Below are 19,845 nucleotides of genomic sequence, written 5' to 3' on the forward strand. Positions count from 1 at the left end.
GATTACTGGCATTTTGTCGCATGCATGCGCGCGAAACCTGTTTTACATGCCGAGTCGCCTTAATTCAGAGCCCATGATTTCTTTGAATCCCCAGGACGGCGTATCGGCAATGATATCGCGCATCTGGGTTCGCATCTGGAGATTGACGATTGACTCCGGTTGGTGCTTTGCGAGCTCGCGCTCGAGTTTGTCTTTTTCGATCATCTCGTTGAAGAATCTCAGTAGGTTTGTCATTTTTTTTCCTTTCTTGGGTTTTGGGGTGCAGGAGGGGTAGGCGGCTCCTGTTTTATTCTTAGTGATGCCAGTGAGTGAAGTCGGTGATGAAGGTGATGCAAACGTGATCGAGCTTTTGGCTGATTTCTCCTCTCATGGTGATGAAAGTGATGAAAGTGATGGACATTTTCGAAAAACTTTTTAGCGACCTACCACAGTAGTTGTATTCTATTCTAATATCAAAAATATATTCTTAATAAATGACATCACTCACATCACTTCCATCACTTTGTTATCATAAGTTGAGCAATTACTCAACTTACAGCGGTGATGTATTTTCGGTTCAATACGTCGAAAACATCACCGACATCACTTAAATAGCGTCGGTGTTGGATCGTCAGGATCGTCGTAAAACTTGGGTTCACGCAAAATCCGATATCCAAGCCATCGCCTATTCTGTCGGAAATCACAATCAATTGATAATATTCCTGCTTCTTGGAGGATCGTGATGTAGGCCTTGTAATTGCTGCTGCCCTTAAACCGCAGGCGTCCGACAAGGTCGCGTATTTCTTTGCCTTGCACGTAAAGTTCACCGTCCTTGGTTTCGTAAGGCTTGAATTGAATTGGCTCTGAATTTGAACCACCATACGGATCCGATTCATAGATTCCGCAAACAAGATACCGTGCCAGTTCCTCTGCTTCCATTTCGACGGTCGTCTTACTGGAGACAAATAAATCCTTGGAAAACGGAGTAATGGGAGCCGAAAGTCCATAGCGATTGTTTGATGTTTGCACGGCTGATAACCGCCGGAATCTATCCTTGAGCTCCGTACGAACATAGTTGCCCAAACGCTGTTGAAGCATCTCACCCAGCTGGTTGTTTATCTTCGTGGAAGCGACGTCCGGGCAGCGATAAATAAAGAAGTTATTGACGTTTTCCGATTCCGGCTGCTCCTGAGACTTTAAGAACATCGGACGTGGATCATTCGTGGCGATAATCACATTAATATTGTTCGGTGCGTAGTACTCTGGGCGATACTTCTCATTGATCTTGATCTTCTTGTTACCGGTTAACTTCTTGATTTCGACGTACTGTGTGGGTTTCTCAGCGTTCGGGTTTTCGTCAACGAACAACAGTTTTTTACGATAGTGTTCATTGAAGTGGCTTGAGTCTCCATCCCATTGGCCAGCCAACGCCGGGAAGATATTGCCGACCATGTCTGCAAAGGTACCCTTGCCACAGCCACGGGAACCGGTCAAGACAATAACCGGCAGGGTAACGTAATTCGTAAAGCAATACATAGCCATCCAGTCCTTGATAAACCCAGAATACGATCCGAACATGCCGCCTAGAAATGCGTCAACAAAGTCATTGTCAGCCACATCGATCGGCAACGCAGGATACTTGAAAACCAGGGCATTGTCTTCCACTCGCAGTTCGTAATCAAGACACGGAAAGTCCACACTACCGACTCGTCGAATCTGAAAGTCATCGTCCAGAAATCGGCGTTTCGGGTCGGTCAGCAACTTCTTCTTGGCATAATCGTAGTCGTCTTTGTTCCTGAAGTGGTCGGACTTCAAACATTCCATACTCACGAACTTATCGGATCGCATCTCAACCCTATACAATTCCCCTTGATAGGAGAACATCTCCGGATGAACTGCGTATTCATGGTAGACCTGCTTGCATTCCGGACAATCCAGTTGGACGAAGCCAAAGCTGTCCGCTATTAAGCTCGCTGTGTCATGGTCGCAGAAAGGACACACTGCCGGCACTTTACTATGCCCAGCCGGCGGATCATGCCGGAACTCCCTCACTTCGGTAATCCGCCATTGGCCATCGATACCGATGATCACCTCATCCTGCGCGAACAGTCTCTTTTCGCCTTTTTCTCCATAGCCCAGCCGGTCCCGAATCTTTCCAATCACTCCCCATCCGGCAGGTGATCGTGGTTTCAACGGAACCCCTCCCGGCCACCCATCCCGCACAATCTTCTCGTACGTCAAAGGTCCGGAAGCATCGAGCGCGTGCTCGATCTTCCAATCTGTTCCACTCACACTGTAACGCCCTGGTGTCTGGTCCCTGGCGCTAATTTCGTGAATCACCTCGGCCCCGCCTTCAAATCTGCATAGATTGGAAATCATCGCGTACCAAAGTGGCTCTGGGATCCCCTCTTGCGCACGTTCAATGCACCATTTCACGAACGGGTCGAACTTCAGCATGCGTTCCAATTCACGCTGGGGATGTAGCTCATGAGAGCCTCGAGCCACAAACAAAGTATCGCACTCGACTGGATCATCCACTGCTTCCGGTTCAATCTCGATATACCTTCCCGTCGAATTGACAAAGCACTCAAAGGGTGCACCCTTCTCAGCACTATGCGGAAAGTACTTTCTCCCCGGTTCCTTGCAACTGGGATCCGCCTGCGAATAGGTATTCAGTAACCTCCGATAAACACCCCGTGCCTCACTTTGCGACGCGAAGCGAACTTCCCCAGGTGCGAAGGGCAAAATCACCCGAAATCGATCTGCCATCATCTCATTTTTCAGCACTTGATGCGACGAACTTGTGTGGATGATGTGATTGTACTCTGCAAAAGCCTTTCGGGCCTCTTCAATAGCCATGCCACTGTCAAAGTCCAGAATCACACCCCTCATTCCCTGGTAATTCTGGTTGGAACAAGTGCCATGCCAAACGTTCGTTGAGTAATTCCGGGATCGCAACACGGTCTCGATGCGTTCCCGGCCACGTTCAGCGTCAAATTCCTCCACCTGAAAATCTACGACCTTCTCTCCCGCCGATTTCGATCTCACTTCCACCATGGAAACAGAAAGGGTCAGCGAAAAGCTGGCACACTGACCCCCCACTTTATTACCAACTTCTGCAATCTCTAATATCCCAGCTTCGTCACTGTTATCTTGTGATACTGTAGTCAACTCGTCCGAGTTTATGTTCATAATTTGTTCTCCTATTATCATAAATTAGTGCTTTTAACATTTTCTGTGCCGCCAAATAATCTTGCGCATGAACAGTCGCTGCATTGCAGTGAAAGCTCTGTTCAAGTTCGCGAACCGTCTTGTCATCGTTAAATGTGAACCACATCTGGCTCATGCTGTCCATTTCGTACGCTAATAGCGCACATTTTTTCGCGACAAATAACGCCGCTAAGCCAAAATCTTTAGTCTTCATTCTCGTTCTCCTTAGTAGTTGTTGCGCGTCAATTCCAGCGCAAGATATTCGATTCCATCAAATAGATCTCGTCCGATACTCCAGTCTGCGAAGTCACCAATACTGTTTTCAACGACCTGATGAAGATCGTCTCCGCATCGCAGGTTGTACACGGTTCCATCGAGCACGTGAAGATTGAGTTTATAGTCAGCAAATGACAATACCGCTCCCGCATTCATCCACCACTTGATAACCCGCAACGCTTCATCCAAACCAAAGCGGTCAAGCTCCGGTGCCTTACTTCGCACCCGTCTACGGGCTTCTGCTGCAATTTCTTTTGTCAACGGCCCACGGAATTCACCTGCGGAGCCAGTTGTGTTGTTCTGAACTTCAGTCTGAGGCTTAAGCAATTCATTTTGATTCATAGTTATTGTTCTCCTTGTTTTATAGATAGTATTTTAGATAATGCGTCCGGTTGTAGACGCCGCTGTGGTAGTCGTCCTTATAGTAATTGAGGATATCGAACATGTAGTGACGGACGCAGTTACGCTTGCCGTCTGTGGAAATCCCATCGAGCAGCTTCCGATCTAGCGGCTTGAAGTGCGGAAATTCCTGGCACTGTGATAGTCCGGACTCCCAAACCCGATTCGCAATCATAAGCCATAGATCTTTGGGATAAGCGTCAAGTGCTTCAGACTGATATAATTCCCAAAGCACGCGATCTTTGTCATCAAGATCCACGATTGCAAAACCGGCACGGATGTCGGGCTCATTGAGCGGAGCTCCGAACCAGACAAAGTGAAAGTTCGGTGTGTACGAATACAGAACGCCGCTGCCTGGGAAGATGTTTGTGTAAAGTTGGTGTGCCGCTTGGGCGACGATTTGAAGCTGCTCATTCGTAGCAGTTCTTGGCGAGATTTGTTCTTCAATCAGATATGACATTTGTAATTCTCCTTATTGGTTAATGTCTTCAAAACGAAAAATTCCGAACGGTAGTCCGTTCGGATGAAATCGTGGTGACAAAGTGCGTGGTTTTGTCCATCTTCATTTCCGTCATTGATTTTCATCCGAACCGTTACGATTCTATCTATATACATAGTATACTCAAAACCACCTGCGTTTCGCAAGGGGGAAAGCCATCTATTTTGACTTTCTTTTCGAGTTCTGAAGTTTAATTTGCGAATTGCCTAAAACAACATTTGAGCGCAGCTATTATCGATTCCACATCTTCAGAATCGAAGTATCCGGCTCCGTCATTTCCCATGATTGTGATCATGTCTTCCAGAATATCTATTTCAAGATTCGTGCCGTCCACAGTCGTCAAAATTACGCGGTGTTGTTCACATCGGACTGAGACTCCCTTGCGCAACCAGTACTTCGCGGCTTTTTCCGCATCCTCGAAAGTAAAGAGACTGTAACGAATATACGTTTCGCGAGCTTTTTTGAATCGCTTGGCACGATCTTTTGCCATCAGTTTTCGCTTGCGGGCAGTGGGTGTGGGTGTAGCTGTGCGCTTCTTGAGCAAGATCGGATAATTGTCTGTGGATACACTTCTACAAGCGGAACATTTCTTGGAGCCAAGATGAGGCTCATCCGAACAACGTTAGACGGCTTTATCATGGGATCACCAATTGACTTTCCAGACTCAAGTGGAATGGCCTACAAAATCTTGCCTTGTGGCCCAGGCAGATATGTTCTGTCCGGCATAACGGCAAGTATCGCGGCCCCTTTTCAGTGCAGGCTGTCAATGATAGACGAGAATCTCGAGCCTATGGAAGAGGAGAGCTTTGAGGGCATGTATTTCAGTGCTGGCGCTTGTATACGACAAGCATCTCCTTTACAAGTCGCTGTGGCGGGGGTGATCGACCCATTGGAGGCCGCAGTTATGCTTGTGAACACAGATTGCTTTGTTTCCGCTGCTAAACACAAAGAATTGCCACTCTCGATGGACATATCAGTCTATCCTAACCCTTTCAACGCGATGACGACGATTCGCTACTCTGTCGATCCCCCGGGATTCTCGTCCCTCAAGGTCTATAACACTCTCGGCAAAGAGGTCACCACACTCTTTGATGGACCGGCTTTAGCCGGGACCCATCTGGTAACTTGGGATGCCGCAAACTTTGCTTCTGGCGTATATTTCGTGCGCATGCGACAAGGCATACAGAACAACACGCAGAAGGTCGTCTTGATGAAGTAGGAGCTGAGGTTCTGGCGCACATTCCTCTGGCGGCAAGATGAGTTCGGCTGGCGTGTAAGATTCACTGCTGTGCCCAAACTACTTCTGTGTAAGGGGGCCACGAGGCTTCCACGGAATACCAACCTCATCACAGAAAGAGAGAACCCCATGAAGAAGTTTGCCATTCTCGCCACCCTGCTTTTCGCCGCAGTCGTCCAAGCTGTTGCCGGTCCGAACGTGACGTTCCCCAATTGTCCGCTGACTTGGCGCATGAACGAAGTGTTCACCGTCTGCTGGGATTACACAGGCCCGGCGCCGCAGCACTTCCAGATTGGCCTGTCTAACAACGGCGGTCAATCCTATGACTACACGCTGGTTCAGGTCGGCCCAAATGTGCGCGAATGGAGTGGACGAATCGGGAACTTCCGCCCCGATTACCCGACAAGCAGTGACTGGAATGATCGTGTTCGTGTTCGCGCAGTGATGCCGAATGGTACCGTGGTCTACGGCGAGGTCAATCGTGGTGGAAACTTCCGAATCGCGCGCGCACTGTAAGCGAATAGCAGACAGGAGGGCGCGGCTAAGCTGATTAGCCGCTCAGGCTGTTGGCAAAGTCCTCGCATTATTGCGGGGATTTTGTCTATTATCGGGCATCAGACGGGTGGGGAGCCGACGGAACTGGAGTTCGTGTCGATAGATACGCTGGTTCCGGCGGATCATTTGCTGCGGAAGACTGAGCGGTCGGTGGACTTTACGTTTATCCGCGAGCGGGTGCCGATTGATCCGGTGGTGTTGTTCAAGATGCTGTTCATCGGCTATCTGTTCGGCATCCGCAGTGAGCGCAAGCTGGTCGCGGAGATTCAGGTGAACGTGGCCTACCGCTGGTTCCTGGGGTTGACGCTGCAGGACAAGGTGCCGGACAGTTCGACGCTGTCGCAGAACCGGCGGCGGCGGTTTCGCGAGAGTACGATCTATCAGGAGATCTTCGACGAGATCGTCGTGCTGGCGATGCAGCGGGGGCTGGTGGACGGCCAGACGTTGTACACCGATTCGACGCATCTGAAGGCCAACGCCAACAAGCACAAGTTCGAGAAAGGGGTGGTGCAGAAGTCGACGCGCGGCTATCTCGACGAGTTGGACGTGGCGATTGACGAGGATCGGCTCGATCACGGCAAGCCGGCGCGGAAGCCGACCGAACGCGGTCCGCTGCTGAAGGAGACGAAGCTCAGCACGACCGATCCGGAGAGCGGCTACATGGTGCGCGACGGCAAGCCCAAGGGGTTCTTCTATTTAGATCACCGCACGGTGGACGGCAAGCATAACATCATTACCGATAGTTACGTCACTCCCGCCAGTGTGCACGACAGCATTCCCTATTTGGAACGGTTGGACCGGCAGCGGGAGCAGTTCGGGTTCGCGGTCGCGGCGGTGGGCTTGGATGCGGGCTACAACACGGCCGCGATCTGTAAAGGATTAGAAGACCGGCACATCTACGGCGTGATCGGCTACAGCGGGCGCGCGCATCGCCCGGGCTTCTTCTACAAGCGGGAGTATCGTTATTACCGGCGTTCGGATCACTATGTCTGTCCGGCGGGTCAGGTGCTGCGCTACACGACGACGAATCGTGACGGCTATCGTGAGTACAAGTCCGATCCGGACTTATGCGGGCATTGTCCGTTGCTCGATCTGTGCACGCAGAGTCAGAACCATGTGAAAGTGCTGACGCGGCACGTGTGGGAGCGCAGCAAGGAGCGGATTGGCGGTCATCGGTTGATGCAGCGCGGGAAGGCGATCTATCAGCAGCGCAAGCAGACGGTGGAGCGCAGCTTCGCCGATGCCAAAGAGCTGCACGGCCATCGCTATGCACGGATGCGCGGCGTGGCGAAAGTCCAGGAGCAGTCGCTGCTCTGCGCGATCGCCCAAAATATCAAGAAGATCGCCCTCCTCGCGGGCGGAAAGCTCCGGATCGCACTTTTCAACCTCAAAATCCTGCTTCACATCCTGCAAACATCCGCTACTGCGCTCGCCCCTCCGGCGCTCCAACCCATTCCCCTTCACCCGCGGAAGCGAACCTGACCTTCCCCAAGAACAAACCCCGCCAGAAATGACGGGGTTTGTCAGTAAGCTGAAGGCATTTACGAGCCTGTATTTGTTTCTCTGGATGCCTATTAAGTCCAGTAATTGAGCAACAAACTCACAAATTCTTGCTACGGTAGCAAGATCTCGCAAACGGTGCAAGCACATGGTCTTCGCGTTATTGACGAAAAGAGCACTAACGGCGCTCCCCGATCCGCTTATTAACGACTCGGGGTGGTTCTCGTTGATAAGACAGCGCCAGGTGGACAGCCCGTGGCGCTGGACGGGCTATTTATCTGCGGTGCCAAGTAAAGCCGATCAATTGGATGTTACTCTGCGGGGCCACCGGGTGTACCTGCATGCAGACGCTTGCACGCGGTAGTTTGCTACGGAAGCGAGCATCAGGTCAGAACTCCTTCAGAGTCGCGGCGTACTCTCTATGACCCCCATGGACCGGTAGCTGTACATCAGTTCAGGAAGTCCGTCGTACCAAAACGTTCCCTGTTCAGCATTCCAGATATAGCCTCCTGTCGCTGTAGACAAATTGGCTCCAGACGGAAAGATATCCTCCCACCCGTATCCGTACTGTCTGAATTACGTTCCGCTCTGGTAGTAGAATCGGGCACGATCCTGGGTACGTGCATCATGCTCGAAAGGAAATCCGAGAAACACCGCTCGGTCTGACCATACAAGGTTCTTCCAACGCTCCAGCGGCCCCTGAAATGGAAAGAGACAGCAGGTGGTGCTGGATCCGATTTGAAATTCGCGGAGCCAATAAGTGTCAATGTCGTAGTGCTCATCGGCAAAAGCAATGGCTTCACCCGGAATAGTGATAGTGCTATCGCCAACAGCGAGCGACAACGCTGCTTGATCTTCTGACGCATTGTGGTCGGTGCAGCCGGCGACGATGACCAAGGAGATGCCCGCCAGCGCGGACTTGAATACCAGGTATTTTCTACTAAGCATGTTAGATGACATGACCGATCACTGCTCTGCTAATTGAGTTGGAGGTTTTTCAGTTCCGCCACAATGTCTGACGGTTGAGCACGTCGGCGGTAGTCTGCGTCCACAAACGCCCAGCGGATGATGCGATTTCGGTCAATAATGTAAGTGGCTGCCAATGGCAACTCCCAAGATTTGTCATGGTTGTATGCGGGGATGTCCAGCCTGCCCCGATATTGATCCACAATGGACGACGGGATCTTATAGATAATTCCGTAGGCACGTCCCACCGCGTTACCGGCGTCGCTTAGTACCTCGAATTGCAACGCGTGTTTTTCCAGCGTCGAAAGAGAACTGTCCGGAATCTCCGGGCTGACGGCAACGAGAGTGCCACCGGCCTTTTGTATTTCGGGTAACGCGACTTGCAAGTCGTGGAGAGTGATATTACAGTAAGGGCACCAGCCTCCACGATACCAAGTTAAGACGACAGGCCCAGTTCTAAGCAATTCACTAAGTCGAATCGGTTTTGATGCAGCATTAGGCAGCTCAAAGTCAGGCGCGGTAACGCCCACTTTCAGTGAACTCTCGACAACGCCGCTCAGTCTAACGCTATCAATCCCAGCTTCATATACCCTGGCTTTGTCAGTCGGTGCCGCACCCGAAAACTTGGCTTTCAATAAGTCGAGGTGTGCTTGAGTATCCGGAAGATCTTGGGACTTACTCACTATACTCATGAACAGCAGGGCTATGATCGCGACTGTAACATGACGCATTCCAGTTGGCTCCTTCAGTTTGAATCATTAACCCTAACGGATGGCCCAATTTTCCATCTGCGCTCTGTATGCATTCGGAGGTAGGCCGTGCAGAACCAAAGCTTTCACATATCACCCTTCATTAGATTCTGGCACCTCCCGGCTCAAACCGTGTTCATTCTTCTAACTCAGCACCGAGGCCGTCAACCAATCTATTCACGTAGTTGAAGTAGGCGGTTACTTGGACGACCTGTGTGATTTCGAGGTCGGACATACCGACTGACTTCAAAGCGTTCACATCGTCCCGGCCGATGGTGCTTGGCTTCAAAGTAAGCTTGCGCGCAAATTCCACCATCCGCTGAACTCGTTGTGATTGTTCGCTGAGTGATTCGCTGTTCTTAAGTGCACTAATCAAATCCTCTGAAGCGCCCATGCGACGCAACGCGTCGCTGTGATGATGAATTCAATAGTGGCAGCCATTGCTGGAAGAGACAGCCACCGCCATAGCTTCCCGTTCGAGGCGCGTCAGGCCCGCGGTGGAAAACATCGTTGCTTTGTAGGTGTCAAGATGACACCGCAAAAGCTCCGGATCGTGGCTATGAAGCTTATAGATATTGGCGACTGATCCCCGTCCATGACGAACCAAAGCGTAAACTTCGGCAAGGTCACCCGTCGCATCGTCTGGTTCAATGGTGTTGATGAATGGCATGCATAACCCTTGTGTATTACAATGTATTCTTGACTGCTTCCCAATCCGCTAGGGTGTCCACATCGCGCAAAACTTCTAATTCAGAATACGGCAGCCCAATGGAGCGCGCAGCCAGCTGCGTTCGCTCAAGAACTTCAGGGCTTCCCCATGGGATGTCCGCAAACAGCTCAGTTCTGACCTCACGCATTCCTAACAAATAATAGCCGCCATCCTGCGCGGGGCCGATGACGAGCGGAAAGCGGTTCAATTCGAAGAATGCCCGTTCGATGATTTCGCTGGTCAAACCGGGGACATCACTGCCCACGATCACCACCTTTGTCGCACCGCTCGCAAAAGCCGCTCCAGCACCCTCAAGCATTCGACTGCCCAAATCACCGCTGCATTGCACAGAACAGTTTGGGCGTTGACCAAAAGTCTTGTGAAATTCATCTGAGCTGCACGGCTCCGTCAATCTCACTTGCACTTTGATTCCGGCAGGAAGCGTCGCAATCAAGTCCTTCAATTTCGAAACAAGAAGTGAATAGATGCGAAAGGCCTCTGATTCTCCAGCTTCCTTGGCAAGTCGTTTCTTACATTTGCCGAACTCCGGCAACCGGGCAAGGCAGACCAGAGCGCAGTTAGATTGTTGCGCCGGTGCAGCTTGATCCAGATCCTGCTGTGCAGCCATAACAATGATTCCGAGTTTCGATGACACGAGTTGTCAACTCCGGGCACCAGTCCCGAATGTGACTGGGAACACCATGATTCACTCGCAGATCAAGCATCTGATTGAAGTCGCAGTCGTAGAGGAACCCTCGCCAGTCCACGGAGATCCCCGATCTGCACATGACGCCCTGAGCGGCATGCGGATTAAAGGCAGTGACTAACCGCTCCAGATAGCCTTCGTAATTATCACTGTCTATGAGCCAATTGAGAAAGCGGTTAATTGGCATATTATTGATGCAGAAGAGCCTGTGAAACCGGATATTGTGCTCCTTGAGCAGACGTTGTTTGAACTCTTCTTCGAGACCGCTTTGGGGAGGCGCCAGAAAAGCTCCAACCGGATTATAGACGAGATCCAGTTTCAGATTCGACCCATCATGCCCATAGCCAAGTGAATTTAGTTTCTGCAAAGCCCTGATGGATTTCTCGAATACGCCCTCGCCACGCTGAGCATTAGTTTGCTTGGGGAGAAAGAACGGCAGGGACGCGACGATCTCAACCTCGTGCTGCGCGAGGAACTCCGGAAGACTCTCCATGGGTGCCGTCGCGAGAATCGTCAGATTACAACGATCCATAACGTGTCTTCCGCGTCGCTTCACCTCTTCGACGAACCATCGAAAGTTTGGATTCAATTCCGGCGCTCCGCCCGTGAGATCAATCACAGGAATCTCGGTCTTGTCGAGCACGTTGAGACACTCTTGAAACACTTCACGCGGCATGATCTCGCGCCTGTCCGGTCCTGCATCGACATGACAATGTCTGCACCGTAAATTGCATAACCGCCCAACATTGACCTGGAGTGTTGAAATCTTCTCCGCATGCAGTGCTTTCAATCCTGCCGAGGCAAGCTTGTCATCGAATCGGATCGGGATCGCTCCGTCGAGCATTTTGATTTGCTCGGATACATTCGGCGGGTTTACTTTGATTTGTGACTTGAGACTTGCCATTCTTACACTCACTGATGATTCCTGAATGTCATCACATCGAGAGCTTCTCGACAATGTTTCGCATCTGAACCCCGTGAACCAGGGACGCTCCGCCGCGTATGGCTGCTGCGACATGCACGGCTTCGGTCATTTCTTCCTCAGAGCGACCGCGGTTCAGCGAGTCGTTCGTGTAAGCGTCTATGCAATAAGGACACTGCACGGCGTGGGCGACGGCGAGGGCAATCAGCGCCTTCTCGCGGCCAGAGAGCGCACCGTCTGCAAAAACGGATCCATACCACTCGCTGAACTTTTCCCAAAGCTCTTTATTGCCCTTTCCGATGTTTGCGAACTTGCCAAGGTCGTCAGGATTGTAGTAATTGCCCATCAGATGTCCCATGATTAGTTGCTGTCGAGTGACCAGTCACAATTTGTGCATTTTATGGATGCAGGTTTGTTCTTGTTGGCTGATTCGGCAATGTATTTTCCGACCAAACGCAACACACTCCCGGGGGCCTGTTCGAAGTCGGAGCTGTACCGCTTGAAGATCGGCGACACGTACAGCGTGTTCGTTGTCGCATCATAGCGGTTCTGTTCAGGTTACATCAGCAGAAATATCCTGGCCTAAACGTCAAGTTGATCGTTGAGGCGCTCTGAAAGACAAGCTTCGCTGCGCAGGCTTGGACCGCCCTTTGATGCGCAAACCATGTCGAAGTGAATGCCAGGCTCCCGATACCTGTCCCGGAGCATGTTCTTCTCGATATAGTCCAGTGAGACCACTTGGCCCAGCAAATCCACAAACGCGATTTTCCACGGAGAGCTGAACATACCGCCGATGTCTATAGTTGATTTCGCCGGATAATGCTCGATGATTAGCTCGATGGTTGCCGCATTGTAGATATGGACCAAGAACGCGAGCTGCTGAGACTGACTCCAACGATCGAACTCAGACCGTTCGACTTCACCAGCCTGCTCCAGAGAGTCTCTCAAAGTGGCTTGGCTTACCGTGCTGGCTGGATAGTCAATGCGGCCGTTCACCACACCTGACGTAAGCAGAGCACTCCGATCGGTGTATGTGTGATCAAATGCCAAAGCTTCTATGGACACTTCCCTGTACATGCTTATCAGTATTGCGAAGAGGAATGAAGTTCGTAAGGTCATCTATTAAACTCAGGAGGTTTGTGATGCTCGCGCCAATGCGACATGATGGCTCTGTGCTGCCGTACCGTATTCCATGTGCCACAATTCGAATATCTTCTGCCGGACGTCACAACATGGCAGGGCAGCAATTCGATGCGACCTCGCCGCTGCATCGCCTCAACAAGATATACATCATCAAGGTAAGGCCAATGGGGAAGCCCGCCCATGTCCTGAAGATCCTGTCTGCGACATGCAAGTGCCTGATCGCCGTATGGCAATTTCCGCCAGTTAGATCGCAAGTTAACTGCCCATGCGACTATTTTTAGATCCAATCTCGTTGTGTTGAAAGAAAGCCGAAATGCGGTTAACGATGTTTTCGGATCGGACAAAGCACTGCGAATTCTTGCGGGACCTTCTTGTGGTAGAAGCGAATCCGCATGGAGAACACAGATAATGTCCGTTGTGGCAATCCGCCATGCCGCGTCGATCTGCGTTCCTCGACCCAATTCCGTAACGCGGACTATTGTGCCTTTCGCCGCAGCGATCTCGCGCGTCGTGTCAGTACTTCCGCCGTCTGCCACAATGATCTCATCGATATCTTGAAGCCGCAGCAAGTGGTCGAGAACCGATGGAAGCATCAGCGCTTCATTGAATGTCGGAATGATAATGCTGAGCGTCATGCCCGTCTTCGCAGAAGCCAACGCAGGATTTTTGCCACGGATGGTGTCAATAACGTGCGGCGATAGGCGTCCGCCGCTTGCTTGAAAGCCTCGCTGAATGTTGGGTATGGATGGATTGTCTGTCCCAAGGATCCTACCCGCACATTCCGGTTCATTGCCGCCACAATTTCACCGATCATCTCTCCGGCATGAGGCGCGACGATGGTCGCCCCCAGAATCAGTCCCTGTTTCCCATATACTATTTTCAGAAATCCATCCGTTTCTCCATCGAGAATGGCGCGATCCACATCCTTGAAATCTATCCGGATACGTTGAACCTTGTCTCCGCATTTCTTGTGCGCGGAATCGACAGACATCCCTACTCCTGCCAGCTCTGGTGAAGTGTATGTCGTCCACGGCACGTTCAGGCGGCTCAGGCGTTGGCGTCCAAAGAAGAACGCATTGGCAATAGTCGCCCGCGCCATTGCTTCCGCCGCGTGTGTGAACTGGAATGAGCCGGCCACGTCGCCGATCGCAAAAATCGAGTGGTTACTGGTCCGGAAGAAATCATCTATGGAAATGCCCTTTCGCTCATCGAATACCACGCCAGCCGCGTCGAGACCGAGATTCTTTACGGTAGGTTGACGACCTACTGCCAAAAGAATGGCGTCGGTCTTGACGGATCTTTGTCCGTCGGATATTTCGAGAATGGCTTCAGTTCCTGAGGCGCTGGTGCTCAACCTCGAAAGCTTCGTTGAAGAGAGAATGTCAACGCCGTCATTGATCAGAGAACGAGCAACTACAGCCGCCGCCTCTGAATCGTCACGCGGCAAAATACGGGCAGACCCTTGAACCAATGTGACTTTCACGCCAATTCTGGCAAACGCCTGACTCATTTCTACGCCGATAGGCCCTCCGCCGATCACAAGCAAATGATCAGGCTTGGCGGTCAGGTTAAAGAGAGTCAGATTGGTGTAGACCGGCGCATTCTCGATCCCCGGAATGGGTGGTACAAATGGATGAGCTCCAGTGGCAATAATTGCGCGGCGAAATCGAATTCTTTGTCCGCCGATCTCAACCGTTCGATGATCCACAAACTGCGCATGACCAAGGAATACGTCAATGCCTTTTTCGCTAAAGCGTCCGACCGAGTCATGCCGGCTGATTTGTGCGCGAAGCCTTCGCATACGGCGCATTACCTCCTCAAAATCCGCAGGGTGTCCGCTGTGATCGGGCACGCCAAACTCCGCGGTATGCAACTGAAGTGCGGCGGTTCGCCCCGAAGCGATGAGCGCTTTCGAAGGAACGCAACCGTAGTTCAGGCAGTCGCCTCCCATCAAGTGCTGTTCTACAAGAGCAACATCGCCGCCAAGGCCCGATATACCGGACGCGGCCACTAACCCTGCGGTCCCCGCTCCGATGACAACGGCATCGTATATTGATTTCGGCTTTGGGTTTATCCAGTTCTGAGGATGAGTGTTTTCAGCCAGTTGCTTGTTAAACTCGTCGGGTGGATCAAGCTCCAGCGTGCGGAGATGTTCTTCATACGGAGGCACTTGTTGTTTCCTCTTGAAGTGCTTTGCGAGCGATTCGAGTAATGTAGACAGTGACGACTACGGTGATTACCAGCCCAATGATATAGAAGATCTTACTCCCTGAAACGTCGGGGCGATTCTTCGATGCGAGTTGGGCCAACTCCGTAAAGAGCGAGCCGATGTAAACGTACATGATTGTGCCAGGCAGCATGCCGATCCAAGACGCAACAAAGTAGTCGCGGAAACTCACTCCCGTCAATCCGTATGCGTAGTTCTGCAAGGAAAACGGAAAGAGCGGCGAGAGCCGGGTTAGAATCACAATCTTGAAGCCCCGGTTAGCCACCGCGTAATAGATACGCTGGAATCGTTCATTGCCGGCCACCTTGCCTTCGACCCAATCATGAGTAAGGTAACGACCGATAAGGAATGCCGCAGATGCCCCTGTCATGCTCGCTACGGAAACAAGAATGGTACCGAGCACGACTCCCCATGCGAATCCTGCGCCAAAAGTGAGCACCGATCCAGGGAAGAACAGAACCGCGCCAAGGGTGTAAACCGCTACGTAAACGGCATAGCCAACGACCCCCTGACCTTGTATCCATCCCACCATCTCGAGAAACCAGGCGGCAACGGGTAATTTCCAGATAGCAAAACCGGCTGCCGCAAGAATCACCAGGATGATGTACCGTTTGGGATTCTTCCAGCTCGCTACCCGTTGCGTTGCGAGAACCGAAGAGCCAGCTGTTGCATGTTTCAATGCGTGTTCCGTTGCATTAGTGTTCATAGGGTAGATCTGACTTCATCCCTCCATTTTCGCAATTTGGATCTTATCTTGAGAGATAATATAGACTTCCCTGATCCTCTATTCTGCAAAACAGTTCACAAGAGAAACAGATCCTAAGATACTCGGCAAACTACTCTTCAATAGGCAGTGTTTGACTTAGAGAACAGATTACGATAAACAGACAATCTCAGTCTCATTGAAAACAGATCTTGCCACGGATATGTTGATGCCAAGTGTCTCATAGAGCTCCCACGGCACTCCAATATCCGCGAGGAACAGTTGGCCGGCGAGTTCACGTCCCGGCGATACGCCCAGTCCCGTTTTCGGTAAAGCTAACGTTAATGTCGCGGAGGCTTTGATCGCGGGACCGTGGGCAACTCCCGTGGTTGCATCAACTCCGGAGGGAACATCCAACGAAAGCACCGGTCTGCCGCTGTTGTTGGCCCATGTTATCAGGCTCGCCTCCTCGGAGCGTGGCGCACCGTGGAGGCTGTACCCGATAAGCCCATCAATGATAAGATGAGAGGTTGCTAAGTCTCCCGTATCGATGCCTGCATGTTGTTGCACATGCATTCTGTCTAATGTCGCCCACTGATGGTGCGCCAGCGGACTGAAGTCTGCCGATGGACGTGCGTGAACCACTCGAACAGAAGCTCCCCAGTTATGAAGATGACGCGCAGCGACCATGGCACCGCCGCCATTCCCGCCCGTCCCGGCCAAGATCACCACATGCTTGTTTCCGGCGTCACCATCCAAGAATCGCTTGCGGGCCAGTCGAGCACAATGGCGACCGGCACTCTCCATCATCTGAAGTAGCACGATGCCGAACTCCCCTATCATCAGGCGGTCTACTTCCGCCATCTGGGAGGCTGTAAGCATGGGCAGGTGTCCGTGAATCGGCCCGTTCATAACCGACATCTTTGAGTATTATTCAAGATAGACAATACTTAAGATAGGCAAATACTTGTTCATAAGCAACATTCTATTTCGACTGCTTTACTTCTACCATGGCTGGAGTACTACCGTCTCCGGCTCAACTCATGCGGCGTGCGCGAGTGTAGGCATCCTGAAGCATAGAAAGTGTGGGCACTCCACTCAAACCTGTATCGGTGGGGTACACACGGCATGCAAGCCGATAGTCTGTGTCGTCAGACGGAAAGACATCCTGCCCTTCAAACCTGATTGTAGGCGAGCCCACGAAGTAATGAAGCGCAGCTTGCCGCTCATCGTTGATGCGAACCACTTCTATCGGTGATTCATCCTTAGCCTCGCTAAGAAAGGTTCGGAGAGAGGCAAGTGCGGGGGCGTGGTTAGGACATCCATCGAAATAGAGGAAAGTGATCTTCATGCGTCACTCATTTTGTTGATGTGCAGCAGTCTTGAACTGCGGAGGCCAAGAACGGGATACGTTGGGTCTCCGAAGTAGCGAGCGCAACTCCGACTGGTAAAAGTACTGCGTAGTCCGGTCAGTTGTTCCGTATCTTCTCGCATGGATAAACAGAGTTCTTTGCGACACATCCAGTCATCGTCAAGCATGTGCACCCTGATGGATACTCAGAGCGCAGATGCCTGCCTGATGATGTGGAGCTACTTCTTCACGTCTGTGGCGCCCATCTTGGGCATATTGACAGTATCCACAATGTAGATCACTCCGTTGGACGCGTTGATCTCTTGGCCAACCAGATTGGCGTCTCCCACGGAAATCTTCCCGTTCTTGGCTGTGACCAAAAGATCCATGCCGCTCAGAGCCTTCAGTGCCTGTCCGTTCATCTCTGCGAGATCCGCCGTTGTCAGTTCCTGACCAGAGACTACGTGATACTTGAGTACAGTGGCTAACATCATCTTGTCACCCATGGCTTTCTGGTCCTCCTTAGAGCATGCGCTGAAAGCCGGATCATTGGGGGCAAAGACGGTGAATGGGCCTGTCCCTTGGAGGGCATTTGAAAGGTCCGTATCCTTCAGCAACTTCGCAAACATCATCAGGGATGACTCCTGTTTGATAACAGTCATGATATCCTGTTCCACTGAAGATTTTGCGGCGCCCTGAGCAGCGGCGGGCATGACAGAGGAAGATCCCGAGCCGAGCCCACAGCTCTGGGCAAATGCCCCATTCGCGGAGAGGATGATGAGCGCGAGGGCTAAGAAGTTGCGTGTTGTTGTCATGGTCATGTTCCTTTTAGATTTGTTGAATTTGTTCTTGTTCGAGATTGACTATGAGGTTATCGGGGAGTGTTTGGCGACGCGGATTGGCCTTGCGCACTCAATGCTCCGGCCTTCATGCTGACAGCGGTAGACTGATCCCAAGACCGTTCCGTAAAGAAGATGCCCCATCAGGCTGGCTCCGGCAAGGACCATTGATCCGCTGAACAGGGGAGTGCCCATCATCGGCATCACAATGATCTGCGCCATCAGCCAGGGAATCACACTGTATAACAGGCCGCCCTTGGTTCCGCTTAGTGACGTTGCACGCACAAAAAACAGCGCGTAGCCGATCGCCAGTGCGGTACCGATCATGAAATGGGCGATCCAGCCGACCGTGACCGGGACACCCATGAACATGGCGAGCATTCCGCCAATGTCCATTTTCGGCATGCCCATCATGGGCGCGATGATTAGGAGCATTGTCATGGCCGCCGTAGCAAGCAATCCAGCAATGATTGCGGAGGTGAGATTGAACTTCTTCATGTTGAGATCCTTTCGATTGTTTGGTTAGTGTGTCAGTCTCAATCTGACGACCATAATCTAACCTTCTGGAGTTTCGAAATCTGTGAACCCGTTTACAGTTTAATCATTTTTTGGGAGGCTTTAGAGTGATGATATCGATCCAACTGTAAACTGGTTTACAATTTGCGCCTCACGCCGACAGGAAATCGGTGCTTACGCACTTGCGTCACACTGATACCTGCGTTCAGTTCCCAAGATGCGGGTGACGGAATACAAAGTCGGCTCCGGCTCCCGAATTAGCTGCCGAGTGGCAGGCCACGCACATATTCATCATCGTTCCGTTTCCGCGCACGACACTCGAATCTCCGTGGGAGAACATGAACCATTCCCAGTTCCCATTGGCTGAATCAAAGCCTGCTCCGCGCTTCACCATGCCGGTGACGCTGCCCATCATCGGGTAGTTGCGATGGCCTGTGCTGTCAATTGTGGATGCGACCTTCAGCAGGAGGGTGCCGACAGGAAACTGCCCATTCACGGCGCGTGCAGCGGGCTGCCAGCGATAGATCTCTCGACTGAAATCTTCTGTTTGTCCATGCATACCAGAGAGAAAAGGATCCGGTCCAAATGTGCTGTCCACTCGATCCCACGTCTCGCGATTGGCAATGAAGTCCCATTCCTCACCGTCGGGTATCACATTGGTTGCAGAAGGATGCGCAAACACGTAGTCCTTGCCCCCGGCAAACGACGCCGCATTGTGGCAGGCCATGCACATGCCGTTCATCACATTAGTACCTCGCTCCATGATTTGCGAGGCATCATTACTCAGGATGAAGTACTCCCACCCGCCGCCTGACGGGTTAAACTCACCGCCACGTTTGACCATTGCGAGAACGCCACCCATGGCGGGCCAGATCTTGTCGCCGCTATCTGTCCATCCGTGAGTTTCCTTGACGATGATTGTCTCGCGGGGATAAGTCGAATCGCTGATGCTGAGATTCTGACTCGCCCAGACCTCTCTGACGCGCTCCGGAGTATTGCCTTCGTGCGCTTCTCCGAGTGATGCACTGTTCGTGGGAAAAGTCGTGTAATCTGCCCTCGACCATTGCACGTATGCCTGAAGATCCTGAACCTGCGCCTCGTAGCCATTGTCAGGCACGGGCTGAGTGCCTTTATCGTCGTCAGAGCATCCGCTAAGGAATAAGATCAGTCCAGCGATCAACCATGCGACCGCCAGTATCCAGAGTCCATTGGTGCGTTTTGGTGAACAACAGTCAAAAATGCAGTGATTCATCTGAGTCCTCTTGCGGAAGATTGGTTTGTTAGTTGCCCAGAACTTAAGGATTACGCCCGCCTTATTCAGTGAACTGGTTTACAAATGCTGGAGATTGAGGGATCGCC

At 51.8% G+C, this 19,845-nt stretch carries 23 protein-coding genes and 1 pseudogene; 3 read left to right on the plus strand and 21 right to left on the minus strand.

The genetic code is table 11. The annotated features are described in order from the left end of the window. Positions 1–42: 42 nt before the first annotated feature. From HZB60_12355 to HZB60_12380, 6 genes are all read right to left on the minus strand, one after another. Positions 43–234 (minus strand): hypothetical protein, encoded by a 192-nt coding sequence (locus tag HZB60_12355; GenBank protein MBI5060557.1) that lies wholly within the window; start codon positions 232–234, stop codon positions 43–45. 348 nt (positions 235–582) lie between these two features. Next, a complete protein-coding gene (locus tag HZB60_12360) occupies positions 583–3,171 on the minus strand; it encodes a hypothetical protein (GenBank protein MBI5060558.1) in 2,589 nt (862 codons plus the stop codon). Next, positions 3,128–3,403 carry a hypothetical protein gene (locus HZB60_12365; GenBank protein MBI5060559.1) on the minus strand — a complete coding sequence of 92 codons (276 nt, stop codon included), beginning with the start codon at positions 3,401–3,403 and terminating at the stop codon, positions 3,128–3,130. The genes HZB60_12360 and HZB60_12365 overlap by 44 nt, the downstream gene beginning before the upstream one ends. A gap of 11 nt (positions 3,404–3,414) precedes the next feature. After that, positions 3,415–3,807, minus strand: a complete 393-nt coding sequence (locus tag HZB60_12370; GenBank protein ID MBI5060560.1) for a hypothetical protein — start codon at positions 3,805–3,807, stop codon at positions 3,415–3,417. Positions 3,808–3,826: 19 nt separating this feature from the next. Beyond that, positions 3,827–4,324 (minus strand): hypothetical protein, encoded by a 498-nt coding sequence (locus HZB60_12375; protein ID MBI5060561.1) that lies wholly within the window; start codon positions 4,322–4,324, stop codon positions 3,827–3,829. Positions 4,325–4,553: 229 nt separating this feature from the next. Further along, complete coding sequence (locus HZB60_12380) at positions 4,554–4,853, minus strand: hypothetical protein (protein MBI5060562.1); 300 nt, start codon at positions 4,851–4,853, stop codon at positions 4,554–4,556. 111 nt (positions 4,854–4,964) lie between these two features. On the opposite strand from HZB60_12380, the gene HZB60_12385 reads away from it, so the two are divergent. The 3 genes and pseudogenes from HZB60_12385 to HZB60_12395 all read left to right on the plus strand — a co-directional run bounded on the left by HZB60_12385 (position 4,965) and on the right by HZB60_12395 (position 7,505). Then, positions 4,965–5,582: a T9SS type A sorting domain-containing protein gene (locus tag HZB60_12385; GenBank protein ID MBI5060563.1), complete on the plus strand. Its 618-nt coding sequence runs from the start codon at positions 4,965–4,967 to the stop codon at positions 5,580–5,582. Between the two features lie 147 nt (positions 5,583–5,729). Then, complete coding sequence (locus HZB60_12390; protein MBI5060564.1) at positions 5,730–6,116, plus strand: hypothetical protein; 387 nt, start codon at positions 5,730–5,732, stop codon at positions 6,114–6,116. Between the two features lie 90 nt (positions 6,117–6,206). Beyond that, positions 6,207–7,505, plus strand: a pseudogene (locus HZB60_12395) (IS1182 family transposase). A 726-nt stretch (positions 7,506–8,231) separates the two neighbouring features. On the opposite strand, the gene HZB60_12400 reads toward HZB60_12395, so the two are convergent. From HZB60_12400 to HZB60_12470, 15 genes are all read right to left on the minus strand, one after another. After that, positions 8,232–8,603, minus strand: coding sequence for a hypothetical protein (locus HZB60_12400; GenBank protein ID MBI5060565.1), 372 nt, complete (start codon positions 8,601–8,603; stop codon positions 8,232–8,234). A gap of 29 nt (positions 8,604–8,632) precedes the next feature. Next, positions 8,633–9,352, minus strand: coding sequence for an AhpC/TSA family protein (locus tag HZB60_12405; protein ID MBI5060566.1), 720 nt, complete (start codon positions 9,350–9,352; stop codon positions 8,633–8,635). Positions 9,353–9,506: 154 nt separating this feature from the next. Beyond that, positions 9,507–9,764 (minus strand): hypothetical protein, encoded by a 258-nt coding sequence (locus HZB60_12410; protein ID MBI5060567.1) that lies wholly within the window; start codon positions 9,762–9,764, stop codon positions 9,507–9,509. 30 nt (positions 9,765–9,794) lie between these two features. After that, positions 9,795–10,040 carry a peroxidase gene (locus tag HZB60_12415; GenBank protein ID MBI5060568.1) on the minus strand — a complete coding sequence of 82 codons (246 nt, stop codon included), beginning with the start codon at positions 10,038–10,040 and terminating at the stop codon, positions 9,795–9,797. 16 nt (positions 10,041–10,056) lie between these two features. After that, positions 10,057–10,707, minus strand: a complete 651-nt coding sequence (locus HZB60_12420; protein MBI5060569.1) for a TIGR04282 family arsenosugar biosynthesis glycosyltransferase — start codon at positions 10,705–10,707, stop codon at positions 10,057–10,059. Further along, positions 10,658–11,689 carry an arsenosugar biosynthesis radical SAM protein ArsS gene (gene arsS, locus HZB60_12425; protein ID MBI5060570.1) on the minus strand — a complete coding sequence of 344 codons (1,032 nt, stop codon included), beginning with the start codon at positions 11,687–11,689 and terminating at the stop codon, positions 10,658–10,660. The genes HZB60_12420 and arsS overlap by 50 nt, the downstream gene beginning before the upstream one ends. A 31-nt stretch (positions 11,690–11,720) precedes the next feature. Next, positions 11,721–12,053: a carboxymuconolactone decarboxylase family protein gene (locus HZB60_12430; protein MBI5060571.1), complete on the minus strand. Its 333-nt coding sequence runs from the start codon at positions 12,051–12,053 to the stop codon at positions 11,721–11,723. 236 nt (positions 12,054–12,289) lie between these two features. Next, a complete protein-coding gene (locus HZB60_12435) occupies positions 12,290–12,826 on the minus strand; it encodes a DUF547 domain-containing protein (GenBank protein MBI5060572.1) in 537 nt (178 codons plus the stop codon). Beyond that, positions 12,823–13,485, minus strand: a complete 663-nt coding sequence (locus HZB60_12440; protein ID MBI5060573.1) for a TIGR04283 family arsenosugar biosynthesis glycosyltransferase — start codon at positions 13,483–13,485, stop codon at positions 12,823–12,825. Before HZB60_12440 ends, HZB60_12435 begins: the two co-directional genes overlap by 4 nt. Beyond that, the gene (locus HZB60_12445) at positions 13,482–14,990 is read right to left on the minus strand and encodes a mercuric reductase (GenBank protein MBI5060574.1); all 1,509 of its coding nucleotides are present in this window, start codon (positions 14,988–14,990) and stop codon (positions 13,482–13,484) included. Before HZB60_12445 ends, HZB60_12440 begins: the two co-directional genes overlap by 4 nt. 16 nt (positions 14,991–15,006) lie before the next feature. Then, positions 15,007–15,783 (minus strand): TVP38/TMEM64 family protein, encoded by a 777-nt coding sequence (locus tag HZB60_12450; GenBank protein MBI5060575.1) that lies wholly within the window; start codon positions 15,781–15,783, stop codon positions 15,007–15,009. A 168-nt stretch (positions 15,784–15,951) separates the two neighbouring features. Then, positions 15,952–16,701 carry an NAD(P)H-hydrate epimerase gene (locus HZB60_12455; protein MBI5060576.1) on the minus strand — a complete coding sequence of 250 codons (750 nt, stop codon included), beginning with the start codon at positions 16,699–16,701 and terminating at the stop codon, positions 15,952–15,954. Positions 16,702–17,370: 669 nt separating this feature from the next. Further along, on the minus strand, positions 17,371–17,946 hold the full coding sequence (locus HZB60_12460) for a fasciclin domain-containing protein (GenBank protein MBI5060577.1): 576 nt from the start codon (positions 17,944–17,946) through the stop codon (positions 17,371–17,373). 48 nt (positions 17,947–17,994) lie between these two features. Next, positions 17,995–18,468, minus strand: a complete 474-nt coding sequence (locus HZB60_12465) for a hypothetical protein (protein ID MBI5060578.1) — start codon at positions 18,466–18,468, stop codon at positions 17,995–17,997. Positions 18,469–18,691: 223 nt separating this feature from the next. After that, positions 18,692–19,738 carry a cytochrome P460 family protein gene (locus tag HZB60_12470; GenBank protein ID MBI5060579.1) on the minus strand — a complete coding sequence of 349 codons (1,047 nt, stop codon included), beginning with the start codon at positions 19,736–19,738 and terminating at the stop codon, positions 18,692–18,694. Positions 19,739–19,845 lie beyond the last annotated feature (107 nt).

The sequence above is a fragment of the candidate division KSB1 bacterium genome, from assembly GCA_016214895.1.
In the GTDB taxonomy this organism is placed as follows: Bacteria; Electryoneota; RPQS01; order RPQS01; family RPQS01; genus JACRMR01.

Excerpts from the sequence above, each read along its gene's own strand:
- HZB60_12455 (MBI5060576.1), bottom strand. The coding sequence starts at position 16,701 with ATGTCGGTTATGAACGGGCCGATTCACGGACACCTGCCCATGCTTACA.
- HZB60_12380 (MBI5060562.1), bottom strand. The coding sequence starts at position 4,853 with ATGGCAAAAGATCGTGCCAAGCGATTCAAAAAAGCTCGCGAAACGTAT.
- HZB60_12450 (MBI5060575.1), bottom strand. The coding sequence starts at position 15,783 with ATGAACACTAATGCAACGGAACACGCATTGAAACATGCAACAGCTGGC.
- HZB60_12385 (MBI5060563.1), top strand. The coding sequence starts at position 4,965 with ATGAGGCTCATCCGAACAACGTTAGACGGCTTTATCATGGGATCACCA.
- HZB60_12370 (MBI5060560.1), bottom strand. The coding sequence starts at position 3,807 with ATGAATCAAAATGAATTGCTTAAGCCTCAGACTGAAGTTCAGAACAAC.
- HZB60_12410 (MBI5060567.1), bottom strand. The coding sequence starts at position 9,764 with ATGGGCGCTTCAGAGGATTTGATTAGTGCACTTAAGAACAGCGAATCA.
- HZB60_12390 (MBI5060564.1), top strand. The coding sequence starts at position 5,730 with ATGAAGAAGTTTGCCATTCTCGCCACCCTGCTTTTCGCCGCAGTCGTC.
- HZB60_12355 (MBI5060557.1), bottom strand. The coding sequence starts at position 234 with ATGACAAACCTACTGAGATTCTTCAACGAGATGATCGAAAAAGACAAA.
- HZB60_12360 (MBI5060558.1), bottom strand. The coding sequence starts at position 3,171 with ATGAACATAAACTCGGACGAGTTGACTACAGTATCACAAGATAACAGT.
- HZB60_12435 (MBI5060572.1), bottom strand. The coding sequence starts at position 12,826 with ATGACCTTACGAACTTCATTCCTCTTCGCAATACTGATAAGCATGTAC.
- HZB60_12375 (MBI5060561.1), bottom strand. The coding sequence starts at position 4,324 with ATGTCATATCTGATTGAAGAACAAATCTCGCCAAGAACTGCTACGAAT.
- HZB60_12400 (MBI5060565.1), bottom strand. The coding sequence starts at position 8,603 with ATGCTTAGTAGAAAATACCTGGTATTCAAGTCCGCGCTGGCGGGCATC.
- HZB60_12440 (MBI5060573.1), bottom strand. The coding sequence starts at position 13,485 with ATGACGCTCAGCATTATCATTCCGACATTCAATGAAGCGCTGATGCTT.
- HZB60_12365 (MBI5060559.1), bottom strand. The coding sequence starts at position 3,403 with ATGAAGACTAAAGATTTTGGCTTAGCGGCGTTATTTGTCGCGAAAAAA.
- HZB60_12420 (MBI5060569.1), bottom strand. The coding sequence starts at position 10,707 with ATGGCTGCACAGCAGGATCTGGATCAAGCTGCACCGGCGCAACAATCT.
- HZB60_12405 (MBI5060566.1), bottom strand. The coding sequence starts at position 9,352 with ATGCGTCATGTTACAGTCGCGATCATAGCCCTGCTGTTCATGAGTATA.
- HZB60_12415 (MBI5060568.1), bottom strand. The coding sequence starts at position 10,040 with ATGCCATTCATCAACACCATTGAACCAGACGATGCGACGGGTGACCTT.
- HZB60_12430 (MBI5060571.1), bottom strand. The coding sequence starts at position 12,053 with ATGGGCAATTACTACAATCCTGACGACCTTGGCAAGTTCGCAAACATC.
- HZB60_12460 (MBI5060577.1), bottom strand. The coding sequence starts at position 17,946 with ATGACAACAACACGCAACTTCTTAGCCCTCGCGCTCATCATCCTCTCC.
- HZB60_12470 (MBI5060579.1), bottom strand. The coding sequence starts at position 19,738 with ATGAATCACTGCATTTTTGACTGTTGTTCACCAAAACGCACCAATGGA.
- arsS (MBI5060570.1), bottom strand. The coding sequence starts at position 11,689 with ATGGCAAGTCTCAAGTCACAAATCAAAGTAAACCCGCCGAATGTATCC.
- HZB60_12465 (MBI5060578.1), bottom strand. The coding sequence starts at position 18,468 with ATGAAGAAGTTCAATCTCACCTCCGCAATCATTGCTGGATTGCTTGCT.